Below are 17,708 nucleotides of genomic sequence, written 5' to 3' on the forward strand. Positions count from 1 at the left end.
TCCCTATTTATTTTTATTCTTTTCTTTTAATCTTTCTGATAAATAGAAGTATTCTATTATCTTTCTTCTATCATATAATAACTTTTTGTCCATTATAGTTTCAATTAAAATAGATGCTAACTTTTCAGAATTATGCCTTATAAGCCCTTTTTTTACACTTATAAAATCTCCCCCAATTATTTTTACATTAGTGTTCTTTATTTTTTCTTCATCTATTTTAACTAAATGTGATGCTTCTTCTTTGTACTTTCCTTCTAATTCTTTTGCAACTTTACCTACATTTACTATAACGTAATCAATTATTCCATTGCCAGCATGCTTAAATATAGCCTTAATATGATCTGAAACAGTATATCCATCTGTTTCTCCAGGCTGAGTCATTATATTAGAAACATACAATTTAAGTGCATTTGTCTTTTGTATAGCTGCACTGATATCCTTTACCAACAGGTTAGGTATAACACTTGTATATAAACTACCTGGTCCCAATATAATTGCATCAGCTTCTTCTATGGCATTCACAGCCTCTGATAAAGCTTTTGCATCCCTAGGCTCTATAAATATTCTCTCTATAGGACTATTTTGTTTAATAACTTCCTCTGGAATATTAGATTCTCCTTTTACCATATTTCCATTTTTAAGTCTTGCTTCTAATATAAGATTATCTAAAGTTACAGGTATGACTTTTCCAGTTACAGCTAAAACAGAGCTCATTTTTTGAACTGCTTCCTCAAAATTATTTGATATTCCATCCATAGCTGCCAAAAACAAATTACCAAAACTTTGATTTTTTAATCTTCCATCCTTAAATCTATATTGAAGCAACTCCTCCATTAAAGGCTCTGTATCTGATAGCGCTAATATACAATTTCTAATATCTCCAGGTGGTAATATTCCTAAATCTTCTCTTAAGTCTCCTGATCCTCCCCCATCATCTGCTACAGTTACAATAGCCGTAATATTAGAGGTATAATATTTAAGTCCTCTGAGCATCGTAGATAGCCCAGTTCCTCCTCCAATAGCCACAATCTTAGGTCCTTTAACTAATAACCTTTTTTCATATATCAACGTTTCTAATTTTTTGGAATCCAAAGAAACATTTAGGTATCCTTTATTTATAAGGGCTATAATAGATCTCATTCCCTGTGTAGCAGATATATATATAATAAATACTCCTGCTATAATTAAAAACACATAAAATGAAATATAATATATGCTATATAGTCTATGCCTTACAAATTCAATTAAAGCAAAAGCAATAAAAAGTATTCCCATAGAAGCAAGAAGAATCCACCTTTTTACTTTTATCCCTGGTCTCAGCCAATCAATTATTTTCATAGCTTTTTACCACCTTTGTTTACATCTTCTTCTATATCTCTATGATCTATATTAACCTTACGCCCTCTATCCTTTAACTTCTTATGAATAGCATTAGCTATTGCTACAGAACGATGTCTTCCACCAGTACAACCTATAGATACAATAAGTTGTCTTTTTCCTTCTTTTAAATAATTAGGTATTAAAAATTCCAGCATATCTTCTAATTTGTTTATAAAATTATTTGTTACGTCATAACTCATAACATAATCTACTACATCTTTATCATTACCTGAAAACTTTTTTAATTCCGGTATATAATAAGGATTAGGTAAAAACCTAACATCAAATACTAAATCCGAATCTAGTGGAATACCATACTTAAAACCAAAGGATACAATTGTTATCATAAGTTCAGTTTCAATTTGACCTTTTTCTCCATATATCCGTGTTATTTCTTCTCTTAATTTCGCAGTAGTAAAATTTGAAGTATCTATTATATTATTTGATCTATCTCTTACCTCTCTTAGTCTATTTCTTTCTAATAATATTCCATTCAAAATTCTTCCATCTGGGGCTAAAGGATGCTTCCTTCGTGATTCCTTAAATCTTTTTACTAATACTTCATCAGAAGCATCTAGAAATAATATTTCATGTTTGTATCCTTCATACTTAATATATTTTAAGCTTTCAAATAGGTCATCAAAGAATTCCCCACCTCTAATATCTATTACCAAAGCGATTTTATCTATTCTACCATCTGTTTTATAACAAGCTTCAGCAAATTTAGGTATTAATGTTGGTGGTAAATTATCTACACAAAAATATCCTAAATCCTCTAAACTTCTAATAGCTTGAGTTTTACCTGCACCAGACAATCCCGTAACAATTACGAACCTCATAGTTGTTCCTCCTCTTATAAAAACTACAAAATCATCCTTAAAATAATTATTTTTTATTATAGCATAACACACTATACATTAATAGTAAAAAAGATATGCGTCCTTATATAGCAATGATAGGCATAATTATAAAAATAAAAGTTAAGGACAAAATCTTAACTATTTTACCCTTAACTAATTATAATCTTATTCTTCTCCTATAATCATCACTTCTGTATGAAGATCTACATTAAATTTTTCCTTAACAGTATTTTGAACCACTTCTATTAAATTCAATATGTCTTTTGCTGTGGCGTTTCCTCTATTAATTATAAATCCTGAATGCTTTTTTGATACTTCTGCATCACCTACATTAGTTCCTTTTAATCCGCTATCTTCTATGAGCTTAGCAGCAAAATAGCCTTCTGGTCTTTTAAATGTACTTCCTGCTGAAGGATACTCTAAAGGTTGTTTTTCCCTTCTTCTCTTTCCAAGTTCCTCTATTCTAGCATAAATTTTTTGACTATCTCCTCTTTCTAATTTAAATACTGCTTCTAACACAGTATATCCATGCTTTAGTATAGAACTCATTCTATATCCAAGTTCTAATTTTTCCTTAGATAATCTCATAATATTTCCTTCACTATCTAAAACTAAAGTACTTTCTATTACCTGTGATATTTCACCATTATATGCTCCTGCATTCATAGTAAGGGCTCCCCCTACACTTCCAGGTATTCCGCTAGCAAATTCAAATCCTGTTAAACTATTCTTTGCTGCTAAACTAGATACCTTTGAAAGTAATGCTCCTCCTTGAGCTACAATTTTCTCATCCTCTACACTTATTTTATCTAATTTGCATAACTTAATTATGATTCCTCGTACACCGCCATCTCTAACTAATAAGTTAGAACCATTTCCCATAACAAAATAAGGAATTCTATTTTTCTTAGCTAAAATTATAGCCTCTCTTATTTGTTCATGGGATTTAGGGGTAAGTAAAACATCTACTGGGCCACCTACTTTAAAGGATGTATGATTTTTCATTGGTTCATCTATTTTTACATTTTCTTTACCTAAATATTTAACTAGTTCCATAGCAAATTCTTTATATTGACTCATATCCTTTTATCTCCTTGAACTTAAAATTATGTATCATACATAAGTATAATGTAATTTACTTTCTTAATCAATATTTATATATTCACTAATATCTATCAACTTATTTATATTCTTGTCACCTTTAATCCAGTTTATTCCTTATTGTTATTTTTCTTTAAAAAACTCTAGTATACTTAAAGCTGCCTTTTTGTCTATGGAAGGTGTATGTAAAAGTTCTTCATAAGATGCATTCTTTATTTTTTCTATGCTTCCAAACTTTTTTAAAAGTTCCTTTCTTCTTTTATTTCCTATATGCGGAATATCCTCTAGTATAGAATGTAGTACTCTTTTATCCCTTAGACTTCTATGATAACTTATAGCAAATCTATGAACTTCATCTTGTATTCTAGTTATTAATCTCATAACATTGGAATTAAAAGGTATACTTAACTCATTATTATTATATATAATACCTCGTGTATTGTGATTGCTATCTTTGACCATACCACATACAGGTATATTTATATTAAAACTTTTTAAGACCTCCAACGCAATATTTACTTGTCCTTTTCCTCCGTCCATTAATATTAAATCTGGAAATACACAAAATTTCCCTGAGCTCAGTGTTAAATTTCTTTCTTGTATATCCTTTATTTCCATTAATCCATGTTTAAACCTTCTATTTAATATTTCCCTCATACTATCATAATCATTTGCTCCTTTTACAGAGTTTATCTTAAATCTCCTATAATCACTATTTTTACTTTTTCCATTTTCAAAAACCACCATACTTCCTACTGAGTCGACTCCTTGTATGTTTGAAATATCATAAGCTTCTATTCTCATAGGTATTTCTTCTAACCCTAAAACTTCCGCTAATTCTCTTAGCGCAACTTGATGTATTTCTTTATCTTGTAAAATCTTTAATTTAAATTGCTCTAATGTAAATTTTGCATTTTTTTTCACCAAATCTAATGTGTCCTTTTTTTCCCCCTTTTTAGGTATCTTAATCCATACTTTACTTCCTCTTTTCATAGTTAACCATTTTTCTATTAATTCTATATCTTCCATACTTGACACATATATGCTCTTAGGTATAAAAGCAGTTCCACCGTAAAAGCTTTTTATAAAATCACATATTATATTAGCTTCTTCCATACCTACTGTATTTTCGATTATAAAGTGTTCCCGCCCTACAATCTTTCCCTCTCTTAAGAAAAATATCTGAGCACAGCTGTCCTTTTCGTCACTATATATGCTTATAAAATCTTCATTCTCAAAGTTTCTAGTAATAATTTTCTGTTTTTCTGTTATTTTCTCTACTGCAACTATTTTATCTCTTATATTAGCTGCTTTTTCAAATTCTAGATCTTCTGCTGCCTCTTCCATCTGTTTTCTTAAATTTTCCACAATATTTTTACTTTTTCCATTGAGTAATTCCATTACATCCTTTATTATATTCATATATTGATTTTTTGCTATATATCCACCACAAGGAGCTTTACATAATCCTATATGGTAGTTTAAGCAAGGTCTTATTTTTTCTCCATCCTCCTTAATTAATTTTCTACATGTTCTTATAGGAAAAATTGTTTTTATCAATTCTATGGTTTCATAAACAGCTCCTGAATCTGTATAGGGCCCAAAATATTTAGATCCATCTTTGGCAACAGTTCTTGTTACAAAAACTCTTGGAAAATCCTCATTTACAGTTATTTTAATAAAAGGATATCCCTTATCATCTTTTAGCAAAATATTATATCTTGGCCTATATTTTTTTATTAAATTACACTCTAATATTAAAGCCTCCATTTCTGAATCTGTAACTATATATTCAAACTCATAAATATTTTTAACCATAGCCCTTACTTTTTCAGAATGATTTTTCGAATTTTGAAAATACTGTCTTACTCTATTTTTTAGAATCTTAGCTTTTCCTATATATATTATCTCACCAAGAGAATTCTTCATAAGATACACTCCTGGTTTATCTGGAAGTATTTTTAATTGATATTCAAAATCAAACATAAAATCTCTCCATTTCTGTATTGCCTACCAACTATAATATACTAGGCAGTTTATATACAATATAAAATAATCCTATTATAACTATAATATCTTCAACTGTATTACCTACTTTTGAATTTGTTTTAAATGTAATAGGCAGCTTTACATTCTTATTCCTAAATGGATAGAACAAGGGAATTCCTCTGTTGGTTCCCATATCGCAAAATAAATGTAATCCATATCCTAACATAAAATAGTATATTACATTATTTATGTTATATATATTCCCTATATAAGCAGCTAAAAAAGAGAATATTATCATTCCTGTTAAACTATGAGTTAATCCGTTCCTATGGGATGATATTGCAATTAATAAAAATAATATTCCTATAGACTTTAAATAATCATCTGCATTATATAAAAAGCTATACCATAATACTGTTATTCCTATACAGGTATAAAATGTTACTTTAGTAATTTTATTTTTAAAAGGTAATATATATTTGTTTATTATACTCTTAGGATGATCAATATCTGGTAATAGAGATGCTACTGTAACTATGACTAAGCCTGACAATTCCATTTTCACTGGTAATTTATTGTAAATCGCAATAAAACTAAGTATTCCTATTCCCGCATGAGTTTTACCCTTCATATTTTCTCCTCAGTTAAAATTTAAATGTATTCTATAATGTCTACTATTTAGTATATTATACATTAAAACAAAAGAAAAATGGAGAATTATATCACAATTTCTCCATTTCTTTATTTATATTTTATTTTCAATAGCATTTACAATTTGACTGTCAACTATATCTGCTACATTTAATAGTATATCTTCAATTCCCTTAGGTTCAAAATTACCAAATTCGCCATGATGGGCTAATATAGAATAACAAATATCATCTAGTTCTTCTTCTGATAATACATTGTTCATCTCTTTATTTATTTCTCTAATGTATGCTGCTCCTAAAACTAAATGATCTAGCTTTATATCTTTCCTTCTTATTATTCCATCATAGTCATATTCTTTTATCTTCATAATGTCATGAACAATAGCTTTTAACATTAATCTGTCCTTATTTATAGTATCTTTTGCACTCATGTAAAAAGGACTAGTAATATAATTTCCTATAATCCCTTCCATTGTCTTCATAACTCCAATAGTATGTAAGAATAGTCCTCCTCTTTTATTGCCATGGAATTTTTCTGCAGCAACACAATTTAAAAATGCTTGCCACCTATCCTTATTATATCCTAATGCTCCTGTAGCACCTATAGCTATTTTTTTATACTTTTCTTCTAAATTGTTCACTATGTTGTTAAAATACTCTATTAATTCTTTAGGTATGTCATACACAGGAACATATTCAGCATAATCAAATTCTTCTTCTATAGTATTTATTATAGGATTACGTATTTGTATACTTCCATTGAACCTAACTACTATTCCTTTAACATTTATAATAGAATTAACTTCTAACATAGAATTATACTTATCATAGTTATCCCATACTGGAAAAGCTATTGTACCTGTATTATCCTGCATAATAAGAAGTAAATAAGCACTTCCATCCTTTTTCCATCCTGTTCTTTTATCACTGATTAGAGCATTAAATTGAACTTTCTCTCCATTTTTTAGTTGCTCTATCTCTTTAATTTTCAATATAATCCCCACTTTCTAACCATTATTTAACTAAAGCTGCCTTAAATACACCTGATGCTATACTAGCTGCAGCAATTCCTCCTTGTCCTCCACCTTCAACAATTACTGCTAATGCTATTTGTGGATCATTATAAGGTGCAAAACCTATAAACCAAGAATGAGGAGAAGCTCCTGATCCTTCTTCTTTATAGTCTGCTGTTCCAGTTTTTCCGCAAACTTCAATACCTTCTAAAGCTGCTCCCCTACCTGTACCATCTGATACCACTCCACGCATAAAATCTTTCACAATTTTTGCATTTTCTTTTGAAGTAACCGTATTTAGTGATTCAGGTTTTATAGTCTTAATAACTTCTCTCTTACTAGTTAGTACTTCCTTTACTATATAAGGCTTCATCATTACCCCATCATTAGCTATTGTTCCAGCCGTCAATGCCATTTCTATAGGGGTAGATAATACCGTTGCCTGCCCTATAGCACTTTGAGCTAGATTTCCTTTTTCATAACTTTTTAATGATGGAAATCTACTATTTTCTATTACTAATCCATTTGCAGGAATATCTTTGTTAAAATAAAATTTTTCAGCAGTTTCTTTTAACTTATCATTTCCAATATCTATACCTAGTTTACCAAACACTACATTACTTGAATGAACAAAGGCTTCTTTAAACCCTATGTTTCCTAAAACTTCACCATTATAATTCTTTAAAGATTCTTTTGAGTTAAACGCCAACACTCCATTATCTTCAAATCTTTTATTGATTATTCCTGGAATATTATCTAACGCACTCACTGCAGTTATAGTTTTAAAGATTGACCCTGGTGGATACAGTCCCGCTGTAGCTCTATTAAGTAATGGTCTATCTTTATTAGTATTTATAGCTTCCCAATCTTTTTCTAAATCATTAGGGTTAAAGGAAGGTTTTGATACCATAGCTAATATTTCACCTGTTTTAGGATTTAAAGCTACTACAGCTCCTCTATTGTCCCCTAATAATTCATAAGCTTTCTTCTGAACATTATAATCTAAAGTAGTTTTTATATTATTACCATATTTTTCTGGTTCTTTATCATTTGCTTTTATAAAACTACTTATAGTTTCTTTAATGCTAGTAGATGTAAGTTCTTCATCATATTTTTTTTCAAGACCAGTTATTCCATATTTTACATCTAAATATCCTAATGCATGAGCAGAAATAGCTCCTCCTTCATACTGTCTTTTTTGACTATCTTTATTTATTCTTATACTTTTAGTTAATGCTTTCATATTTCTATCATATATAGTTCCTCTAAGGACTTCATTTCTCTTAGCCCATAATCTTTGATTATATTGGCTAGAAATAATCTTTGGAGCTACTATAATTTGAAAATATGTTATATAAGAGATTAAGCCCATAAAGCATAATAAAAATACAATCATTACTTTTTTTATATTATCTGATATATCTTTCATTCTTACCTACCCTCTTCTGATATCTTTTGAATTACTCCAAGAGCAAAAAAAGTACTTAACATAGAACTTCCTCCATAACTAACCAAGGGTAAAGTTATACCAGTAAGAGGAATCATATTAATTACCCCTCCCACTATTACTAACACTTGGCAGGCAATCATAGCACTATATCCTACAGTTATAAGTCTAGAAAAATTATCATCTGCATATATAGCTGCTCTCATACATCTATAAAATAATAGAAAATATAAAAGTAATATAGCAAATCCCATTAATATTCCAAGTTCTTCACATATAATAGAAAATATAAAATCTGTAGTTCTAACTGGTACATAGTTAGGATATCCTCTTCCTAATCCTGAACCAGTAAGTCCACCAGATGCAATGGCTAAAAGTGATTGAACTATCTGATAGCTTTTTGTTGTGGCATAAGGCCATGGATTTTTCCAAATTAAAAACCTTAATTTTACATGATCAAATAATCCATAACTTATAAAAGCCCCTATACCAAAAAGCCCAAAGCAAGTTGTTATATATTTTATTTTAGACGTAGCGATGTAAAGCATAGTTATGGATATACCAAAGAATATAAGTGCACTTCCCAAATCTCTTTGTAAAACCATAAAACCTAATGATACCATAACTACAGCAGCTGGTTCTATTAAGTTTTTAAAACTTTTATAATCTTTTAGTGCACATGCTAGATAAGCTACTAAAGATAGTTTTCCAAACTCTGATGGCTGAAAAGTAAACCCAGCTATGGATACCCAGTTTTTAGATCCAAAGGTATCTTTTGCTAATAAACTCCCCATAGACATAAGTATCAAAGTTAAAACTAAATATATATATTTATATCTACTAAACTTCTTTAAGTCTGGAAACAGTACTACAATTAATATAAAACTAGTGACTCCTATAGCAAACCAAATAATTTGTTTTATAGAAACAGATGTATCTATTCTATATAGCATTATTATTCCTATAACTGCTAATATACTAGAAAAAATAAATATATATTTATCTCCATCGGAAAAAAATTTTCTTATAACAAAATATGAATATCCTATAAGTAAACAGGTAATTAAAGACATAAGCATAGCCCCTTTATCAAAGGGCTGTTTTAATATTGCTAAGTTAAGGAAACCTACTAAACACAATAAATAGGTATATCTTAATAATTTTTTTTCATCTCTACTAGTGTCCAAGCCTAGTCACCATCCTAAATTACTTTTTCTAAAACTTTAATGTTCTATTTTTTATCCTATAAATTTTAATACTGTGCTTCCTATTTTAATTATATCACCAGAATTCAAATATTTTCTGCCATTTATTTTTACATTATTCACCAAAGTACCGTTTGTACTCTGTAAATCCTGTACTATATATTCATTATTCCTAATAAATACTTTGGCATGTAGTGAGGAAACATACGGGTCATCCAAAACAAAAGTATTGTCTGTTCTTCTTCCTATGGTTATTTCTCCTTGAATAGGGATAACTCCTCCCCTTTTTAAATTGACACTATTACCAGGTTCTATAATTTCAAGCCCCACTGATTTTCTTCTAGTTCTTCTCTTTCCATTAGACTTAATATCTTTATTCATTATCTTTAATGCAGTAAATATTACCATATAAACTATGGCTATAATTACAATGGTAATTATAGAACTCAATTTTCCCAACACTATACAACACCTTCTTTTCTTATTCCATCTAAGTCAACAATAGAATTTCAAGCTATAATTTTAACATATTTATATTGGAAAGACTAGCATCTTAACGTTTCATGCTAGTCCAAATTAAATTATAACATCTTTTTTAAATAATGTCCTGTATACGAATTGTTAATTTTGCTTATATTTTCGGGTGTTCCTGTTCCTACAATAGTTCCACCCTTTTCTCCACCCTCTGGACCTAAGTCTATTATATAATCCGCACATTTTATAACATCTAAATTATGTTCTATTACTACAACAGTATTTCCAGACTCCACTAATCTTTGCAATATTGATATTAATCTATTAACATCATCAATATGAAGTCCTGTAGTAGGTTCATCTAAAATATATAATGTTTTTCCTGTACTTCTTTTTGATAGTTCATATGCCAACTTAATTCTCTGTGCTTCTCCTCCTGATAGCTGCGTAGAAGGTTGCCCTAATCTAATATATCCTAACCCTACATCAGATAAAGTTTGTAGTTTATTCTTTATTCGTGGAATATTTTCAAAAAACTTTAATGCTTCTTCTACAGTCATATTCAATACATCGTCTATATTTTTTCCTTTGTACTTTACCTCTAAAGTTTCTCTATTATATCTTTTTCCTTTACAAATTTCACAAGGTACATATACATCTGATAAAAATTGCATTTCAATTTTTATTATTCCATCTCCTCTACATGCTTCACATCTTCCACCCTTTACATTAAAACTAAATCTTCCTGGCTTATATCCTCTCATTTTTGATTCTGAAGTATTTGAAAACACTTCTCTTATTATATCAAACACCCCAGTATATGTAGCTGGGTTAGATCTAGGAGTTCTACCTATAGGGCTTTGATCTATATTTATTATTTTATCTATATTCTCTACTCCCAATATCTCCTTATATTTGCCTGGATTTTCTTTTGAGTTATTTAATTGCTTATTTAATCCTTTGTAAAGAATTTCATTAACCAAAGTACTCTTCCCTGATCCTGACACTCCAGTAACACAGGTGAAAATTCCTAAAGGAAACTTAACATCTATATTTTTCAAGTTATTTTCTTTAGCTCCTTTTACTGTTATTGAGTTTCCATTATCTTTTCTTCTCTTTTCTGGAATTTCAACTCTCTTTTTACCACTTAGATATTGACCAGTTATAGATTTATCGTTATTTAAAATTTCCTCAACTGTTCCCGCTGCTACAACTTCTCCACCATGTTCACCTGCGCCAGGTCCTATGTCAACAACAAAGTCCGCTTCTCTTATAGTATCCTCATCATGTTCCACTACTACTAATGTATTTCCTAAATCCCTTAAATGCTTTAGTGTATTAATTAATCTATCATTATCTCTTTGGTGAAGTCCTATACTAGGTTCATCTAGTATGTAAAGAACCCCAACTAAACTTGAACCAATCTGTGTAGCAAGTCTTATCCTTTGTGCTTCTCCTCCTGACAACGTTCCCGCAGTTCTAGCTAAATCAAGATAGTCTAGTCCTACATCTATTAAAAATTTTAATCTACTCTTTAATTCTTTTAATATTTGTCTGCTTATAATTTTTTCTTTTTCTGAAAACTGAATTTCCTCTAAAAATTCTAGTTCCTCCCTTATAGGTAACTTACAAAATTCAAATATGTTTTTTCCACCTATAGTTATAGCCAAAACCTCTGGCTTTAATCTTGCCCCTTTACATTTTTGACATGGATTGTCACTCATATAAATTTCTATTTCATCCTTTATATAATCAGAGTTTGTTTCCATATATCTTCTCTTTAAACTATTAATAACTCCTTCAAAGGCATGTTGGAATTCCATAACTCCATTTTCTCTTTCATATTTAACTTTTATCTTTTCTCCTCTTAAACCATAAAGCAATATATCTAAAACCTTTGGTTCTAGCTTCTCTATAGGAGTATCTAATTTGAATTTATATTCTTTAGATAAAGCTTTTAAAATACTATAAGTCCAGGAGTCTTCCTTTAAAGCTACATTGCTCCAAGGTAATATTCCTCCTTCTGATATACTCTTACTTCTATCAGGAATAACTAAATTCTCATCTATCTCCAAAAGTGTTCCTAATCCGTCACAACTATCACATTTACCAAAAGGAGAATTAAATGAAAACATCCTAGGAGCTATCTCCCCTATACTTATTCCACAATCCGGACATCCAAAATTTTCGCTAAATAATATATCCTCTTTGTCTATAACATTTATAACTACCATACCTTCTGCTAATTTTAATGCTATTTCTATTGAATCAGCAAGTCTACTTCTTATATCTTCCTTTACCATTAATCTATCAATTACCGCTTCTATAGTATGCTTCTTGTTTTTTTCAAGTTTTACTTCTTCCTCTTCTAAATCAATAGTAATTCCATCTACTCTAGCTCTTACATATCCATTCTTCTTTATATTATCTAAAATTTTAATATGTTCTCCTTTTCTTCCTCTAACTACTGGTGCCAACACTTGAATCTTAGTTCTTTCAGGTAACTCTAAGATTTTATCTACCATCTGATCTACTGTTTGTTGTTTTATTTCCTTTCCACATTTAGGACAATGTGGTATTCCAATTCTAGAATATAATAATCTTAAATAATCATATATTTCTGTAACAGTTCCTACTGTAGATCGTGGATTTCTGCTAGTGGTTTTTTGATCTATAGATATAGCTGGTGAAAGTCCTTCTATATACTCTACATCTGGCTTATCCATTTGTCCTAAAAATTGTCTAGCATATGCAGAAAGAGATTCTACATACCTTCTTTGACCTTCAGCATATAATGTGTCAAAAGCTAATGATGATTTTCCTGAACCTGAAAGTCCTGTAAACACAACAAATTTATCTCTGGGTATTTGAAGACTTACATTCTTTAAATTGTGTACTTTTGCTCCTTTTATAATTATTTTATCTATCATAAGTTTATCTATTACACTCCTTAGTTATTTTATTTTTTCTGTTTGAGTTTCTTTTTTAATTGAAATATATCGTCTCTAAGTTTTGCTGCCTTTTCAAATTGTAATTCCTTGGATGCTTCCCTCATTTCCTCTTCATATTTCTCAATTAGCTTCTCTATACCATCATTATTGGCCTTTATTGCCTCTTCTAAACTATTGTATTCAACCTTTTCTTCTCCAACTTTTGTAGCCTCTATTACTTCTCTTATATCCTTTATTATAGTTTTAGGTACTATTCCATGTTCTTTATTATACTGAATTTGTATACTTCTTCTTCTATTTGTTTCTTTAATAGCTCTATCCATAGACTTTGTAATGGTGTCTGCATACATTATAACTTTACTTTCTGAGTTTCTAGCTGCTCTTCCTATAATCTGTATTAAGGACCTATCTGATCTTAAAAATCCTTCTTTATCCGCATCTAATATAGCTACTAACGCAACTTCAGGAATGTCCAATCCTTCTCTAAGAAGGTTTATTCCTACTAAAACATCAAATTCACCTTTTCTTAAATCTCTTATTATCTTCATTCTTTCAATTGTGTCTATATCTGAATGCAAATAATTGGTTTTTATATTCATTTCCTTAAAATATTTCGTTAAATCCTCTGCCATTTTTTTAGTTAGAGTAGTTACTAAAACTCTATATCCCTTATCTATAGTTTCTTTAATATTAGAATATAAATCATCAATTTGTCCCTTTACTGGACTTACTACTATTACAGGATCTAGTAATCCTGTAGGTCTTATAATTTGTTCGGGTACATTTACAGAATGCTCTAATTCATAATCTCCAGGAGTAGCACTAACAAATACTACTGTATTTAACTTAGATTCAAACTCGTTAAATTGCAATGGTCTATTGTCAAAGGCAGACGGAAGTCTAAACCCATATTCCACTAAAGTATTTTTTCGTGATTTATCTCCTGCATACATTCCTCTAACCTGTGGTAATGTTACATGACTTTCATCTATAAAGAATAGAAAGTCATCAGGGAAATAATCTAAAAGAGTTTGAGGTGGTGTGCCGCCTGCTCTACCATCCATTATTCTTGAATAATTTTCTATACCACTACAATATCCTACTTCTCGCATCATTTCTATATCAAAATTTGTTCTTTGTTTTAATCTTTGAGCTTCTAACAACTTATCCTGTGATACAAGCTCCCTGACTCTTTCTTCTAATTCTTCTTCTATCTTTTTAATTGCCATTTGCAATCTATCACTAGAAGTAGCAAAGTGAGATGCTGGAAATATAGATACATGTTTTCTAATTCCCAATGTTTCACCAGTTAATACATCAAATTCTTTTATCTTCTCTATTTCATCCCCAAAAAATTCTATTCTTATTGCTGTGTTAGTAGATGAGGCTGGAAATATATCTAATATATCTCCTCTTACTCTAAAAGTTCCTCTAACAAAATTAATCTCATTTCTTTCATATTGTATCTCCACAAGCTTTTTTAATACTTCATCTCTGTCCTTTTCCATACCTTCTCTTAAAGAGATAGTAAGCTTTTTATATTCTTCTGGATTACCAAGTCCATATATGCAAGATACTGAAGCTACAATAATTACATCATTTCTTTCAAATAAAGCAGAGGTAGCTGAATGTCTTAACTTATCTATTTCATCATTTATTGAAGCATCCTTTTCAATATAAGTATCCGTTTGAGGTACATAAGCTTCTGGTTGATAGTAATCATAATAAGACACAAAATATTCTACGCAATTTTCAGGAAAGAATTCTCTAAACTCAGAACATAATTGTGCTGCTAAAGTTTTATTGTGAGCCAATACTAAAGTTGGTTTCTTTACTTTTTCTATTATATTGGCCATAGTAAAAGTTTTTCCTGACCCAGTTACTCCCAAAAGGGTTTGAAACTTATTACCCTTTTGTATTCCTTTAACTAAACTTTCTATAGCTTGTGGTTGGTCTCCAGTAGGCTTAAATTTAGAGTGTATTTTAAACTCTCCCATAACTAATCCTCACCATCTTTATTTTTATTTTTAATTTTATCTAATACTTGTGAAAAAGTATTCTCTGTGTACTTAACTATATATTTGTTCTTAGGTATATACTTTGGTACAAATACTATTCCAAGCCTATTCTTTCTGTGAACGCCTCCATATACAACTTCTTTAATTATTCCATTTGCTCTTTTTATTTTCAGAATAATATCTCCCGAAGTTTTAGTTATCATATCTATTATATCTTCTTCTGTATCTATTTCCTTATCATTTATTCCAATTAATGAATCCCCACTTTTAATATTCATAGAAGCTGCTGGAGAATTAGGTGCTACATATAAAACCTTTATGCCATCTGTGCTTACATATTTAGGCTTTCCTTGAGCTTCTCTATATTTTTGCAAATAAATCATAAATTCATGTGCTAATGGTGCAAATATTATAACTATAATCTTGTAGGTAGTATTTATATGTGCTAACTGCGCCAAACCAAATAATGCTAAACCATATAAAATTACAAAAAATCCTGAATTTAAAGCTTTGTCTTTCTTACTTTTAGTAAATGTTATACTATCATACCCCAACACCCCATAAAATGGCAAAAGTATAAATATAGATTTCTTTAAAATTTCCATAGGTATAGTACTATTTATAATTGGCCACCAATTAGGCATTGGAGTTGTAGAGGTTATGTCCACTAAAGATTTATCTTTAAGAATTATAAATAAAGCTACAGGTAATATCCACTGCCTTTTCATTACAAATCCACCTATTATACTATTTTGTCGTTTTGTAAAAACTGGCACACTTCCTCGACTACCATCTACCATTATAAGTAAACCTTCTACAAAATGCAGAATAGCTATCATAGTCATTAGTGAAGCTATATCAAATTTAAATATTTCTAGTTCTTTTGTCCCGTATGAAGCTGCAATCATAGTATTAAGAACACTCAATATTCCTAATATTGCTCCTGAATATGAAAAACATATAAACCTTCTATTAAAAATCATTAAAAATATAGAAATTAAAAAGAGAATTTCTATTGCAGAATTTTGATAAAAAGCTACTCCTAAATAAGACATAAGTATACTTGCTAAAATTCCTCCAAAAATTCCTATTACTATTTGAGATATTGTTAATTCAAAAGGGGAGTTTATTTGCTCCCCGATAATCATTTTTTGCATACTTGATGTTTTTTTATTTTGTCTATATAAAACTATACTTAAGACTATTAAAAAAAGCGCTGAATAAGAATCTATCAATGCAAAAGATAGAGCCTTAAGTGTATAAATTAATATATCCATAGTTTATTAATTTCCTCTCTTTATTTTTTCTGTAGTATCTCTAAGGCCTTATTAAATTGAGGGTCTGTTTCTCTTTTATAAGGCTTCTTTAGCAATTCTTCTGGATATTTAACTTCCACATCAGGTTTTATTCCGATTTTATGTATGTTTTCTCCATTAGGAGTATAGTATTTGGATATTGTAACCTTTAATGCTGTTCCTTCCCCTGTATCTATTAAAGTCTGAACTACTCCTTTACCAAAAGTTTTTTCTCCGACTAAAGTACCTGCTTTATAATCCCTTATAGCTCCAGAAAAAATCTCAGAAGCACTAGCGGAACCTTCATTAGTCAATACTACCAATGGTAATCCTATATAATTTCCACCTTTAGACTTATATTTTTTTTCTGATTTATACTTATCTATTGTTGAAACTATAACCTTTCCTTTTGGTATAAAATTTGAAACCATATCTACACATTCATCTAGAAGACCTCCAGGATTTCCTCTTAAATCAATAATCAAGGACTGCATTCCTTTACCTTTAAGTCTTTCCAATTCCTTTTTTAAATTTTTACCTCCATTTTCATCAAACATAGCAATTTGAATTAATCCTATGTTATTATTTAACATTTCACCTTTAATTGTTACAAGATTTATCTTAGATCTTTTTAACGTCACATCAAAATTTCCTTTTCCTTCTCTGTATAATGTTAAAGTTACATTTGTGCCTTCTGGACCTTTCATCATGGCTACTGCTTTATCTAATTCTTTCCCACTAACTGCTTTTCCATCTACCTTTTCTATTTCATCTTTAGGTAATATTCCAGCCTTTTTAGCTGGCGAATCTTCAAATATATCTACTATTAATATTTTCTTTTCTTTTGCCTGTACTTGTAATCCTACTCCACTATAATTTCCTTCTGTTTGAGCATTAAATTCCTGAAATTCCTGTTTATCCATAAAAGTTGTATAAGGATCATTTAGAGCTGCTGTCATACCTTTTATAGCTCCTTCTTCTAAGGCAGCATTGTCTATTTTACCATCATACTTAGCTTCAAGTATTTCCTTTATACCAAATAATTTAGAAAACTCCAAAACTCTATTATAATCATCCCTGCTAATAATAACTTTTCCATTAGGTATAGATAAGGATATAAAACTGCTTCCTACAAAAGTTATAATGTTTGTTATCAACACTACAGCTATCGTCCACCCTATCCACTTTTTCTTATTCATTTTATTTCACTCCTTTGTATCACAGCCACTTTAAGTTAAATATTTTTATAATGTATCTATTTAAGCCTCTCTATATATATTTATATAAATCATAAATAATTATAACATTAAAAAAAATAAATTTGC

13 protein-coding genes are annotated in these 17,708 nt (G+C 29.7%); all 13 read right to left on the reverse strand.

The window, feature by feature from the left end:
- Nucleotides 1–3: 3 nt before the first annotated feature.
- Nucleotides 4–1,338 carry a gluconeogenesis morphogenetic factor MgfK gene (gene mgfK, locus J2Z24_RS06090; RefSeq protein WP_035145342.1) on the reverse strand — a complete coding sequence of 445 codons (1,335 nt, stop codon included), beginning with the start codon at nucleotides 1,336–1,338 and terminating at the stop codon, nucleotides 4–6.
- Entirely contained in the window at nucleotides 1,335–2,219 is an 885-nt protein-coding gene (gene rapZ / locus J2Z24_RS06095; protein WP_035145344.1) for an RNase adapter RapZ, read from the reverse strand. Before rapZ ends, mgfK begins: the two co-directional genes overlap by 4 nt.
- 186 nt (nucleotides 2,220–2,405) lie before the next feature.
- Nucleotides 2,406–3,320 (reverse strand): UDP-N-acetylmuramate dehydrogenase, encoded by a 915-nt coding sequence (gene murB, locus J2Z24_RS06100; RefSeq protein ID WP_035145346.1) that lies wholly within the window; start codon nucleotides 3,318–3,320, stop codon nucleotides 2,406–2,408.
- A gap of 144 nt (nucleotides 3,321–3,464) precedes the next feature.
- Entirely contained in the window at nucleotides 3,465–5,327 is a 1,863-nt protein-coding gene (gene uvrC, locus J2Z24_RS06105) for an excinuclease ABC subunit UvrC (RefSeq protein WP_035145348.1), read from the reverse strand.
- 31 nt (nucleotides 5,328–5,358) lie between these two features.
- A complete protein-coding gene (locus J2Z24_RS06110) occupies nucleotides 5,359–5,961 on the reverse strand; it encodes a metal-dependent hydrolase (protein WP_035145349.1) in 603 nt (200 codons plus the stop codon).
- Nucleotides 5,962–6,075: 114 nt separating this feature from the next.
- Complete coding sequence (locus J2Z24_RS06115; protein WP_035145351.1) at nucleotides 6,076–6,972, reverse strand: HD domain-containing protein; 897 nt, start codon at nucleotides 6,970–6,972, stop codon at nucleotides 6,076–6,078.
- A 22-nt stretch (nucleotides 6,973–6,994) separates the two neighbouring features.
- On the reverse strand, nucleotides 6,995–8,422 hold the full coding sequence (locus tag J2Z24_RS06120) for a peptidoglycan D,D-transpeptidase FtsI family protein (protein WP_035145353.1): 1,428 nt from the start codon (nucleotides 8,420–8,422) through the stop codon (nucleotides 6,995–6,997).
- 2 nt (nucleotides 8,423–8,424) lie between these two features.
- The gene (locus J2Z24_RS06125) at nucleotides 8,425–9,627 is read right to left on the reverse strand and encodes an FtsW/RodA/SpoVE family cell cycle protein (RefSeq protein ID WP_035145356.1); all 1,203 of its coding nucleotides are present in this window, start codon (nucleotides 9,625–9,627) and stop codon (nucleotides 8,425–8,427) included.
- A 51-nt stretch (nucleotides 9,628–9,678) separates the two neighbouring features.
- A complete protein-coding gene (locus J2Z24_RS06130; protein WP_035145358.1) occupies nucleotides 9,679–10,110 on the reverse strand; it encodes an FHA domain-containing protein in 432 nt (143 codons plus the stop codon).
- 116 nt (nucleotides 10,111–10,226) lie between these two features.
- A complete protein-coding gene (gene uvrA, locus J2Z24_RS06135; RefSeq protein ID WP_035145361.1) occupies nucleotides 10,227–13,049 on the reverse strand; it encodes an excinuclease ABC subunit UvrA in 2,823 nt (940 codons plus the stop codon).
- A 29-nt stretch (nucleotides 13,050–13,078) separates the two neighbouring features.
- On the reverse strand, nucleotides 13,079–15,067 hold the full coding sequence (gene uvrB / locus J2Z24_RS06140; protein WP_035145363.1) for an excinuclease ABC subunit UvrB: 1,989 nt from the start codon (nucleotides 15,065–15,067) through the stop codon (nucleotides 13,079–13,081).
- Between the two features lie 2 nt (nucleotides 15,068–15,069).
- The gene (locus J2Z24_RS06145) at nucleotides 15,070–16,365 is read right to left on the reverse strand and encodes a PDZ domain-containing protein (protein WP_035145364.1); all 1,296 of its coding nucleotides are present in this window, start codon (nucleotides 16,363–16,365) and stop codon (nucleotides 15,070–15,072) included.
- Between the two features lie 20 nt (nucleotides 16,366–16,385).
- Nucleotides 16,386–17,582, reverse strand: coding sequence for a S41 family peptidase (locus tag J2Z24_RS06150; RefSeq protein ID WP_035145366.1), 1,197 nt, complete (start codon nucleotides 17,580–17,582; stop codon nucleotides 16,386–16,388).
- Nucleotides 17,583–17,708 lie beyond the last annotated feature (126 nt).

The organism is Clostridium tetanomorphum (assembly GCF_017873215.1).
In the GTDB taxonomy this organism is placed as follows: Bacteria; Bacillota; Clostridia; order Clostridiales; family Clostridiaceae; genus Clostridium_AO; species Clostridium_AO tetanomorphum.

Bases quoted from the DNA above. Each gene is read 5' to 3' on its own strand.
- mgfK (WP_035145342.1), bottom strand. From the start codon at position 1,338: ATGAAAATAATTGATTGGCTGAGACCAGGGATAAAAGTAAAAAGGTGG.
- rapZ (WP_035145344.1), bottom strand. From the start codon at position 2,219: ATGAGGTTCGTAATTGTTACGGGATTGTCTGGTGCAGGTAAAACTCAA.
- murB (WP_035145346.1), bottom strand. From the start codon at position 3,320: ATGAGTCAATATAAAGAATTTGCTATGGAACTAGTTAAATATTTAGGT.
- uvrC (WP_035145348.1), bottom strand. From the start codon at position 5,327: ATGTTTGATTTTGAATATCAATTAAAAATACTTCCAGATAAACCAGGA.
- J2Z24_RS06110 (WP_035145349.1), bottom strand. From the start codon at position 5,961: ATGAAGGGTAAAACTCATGCGGGAATAGGAATACTTAGTTTTATTGCG.
- J2Z24_RS06120 (WP_035145353.1), bottom strand. From the start codon at position 8,422: ATGAAAGATATATCAGATAATATAAAAAAAGTAATGATTGTATTTTTA.
- uvrA (WP_035145361.1), bottom strand. From the start codon at position 13,049: ATGATAGATAAAATAATTATAAAAGGAGCAAAAGTACACAATTTAAAG.
- uvrB (WP_035145363.1), bottom strand. From the start codon at position 15,067: ATGGGAGAGTTTAAAATACACTCTAAATTTAAGCCTACTGGAGACCAA.
- J2Z24_RS06145 (WP_035145364.1), bottom strand. From the start codon at position 16,365: ATGGATATATTAATTTATACACTTAAGGCTCTATCTTTTGCATTGATA.
- J2Z24_RS06150 (WP_035145366.1), bottom strand. From the start codon at position 17,582: ATGAATAAGAAAAAGTGGATAGGGTGGACGATAGCTGTAGTGTTGATA.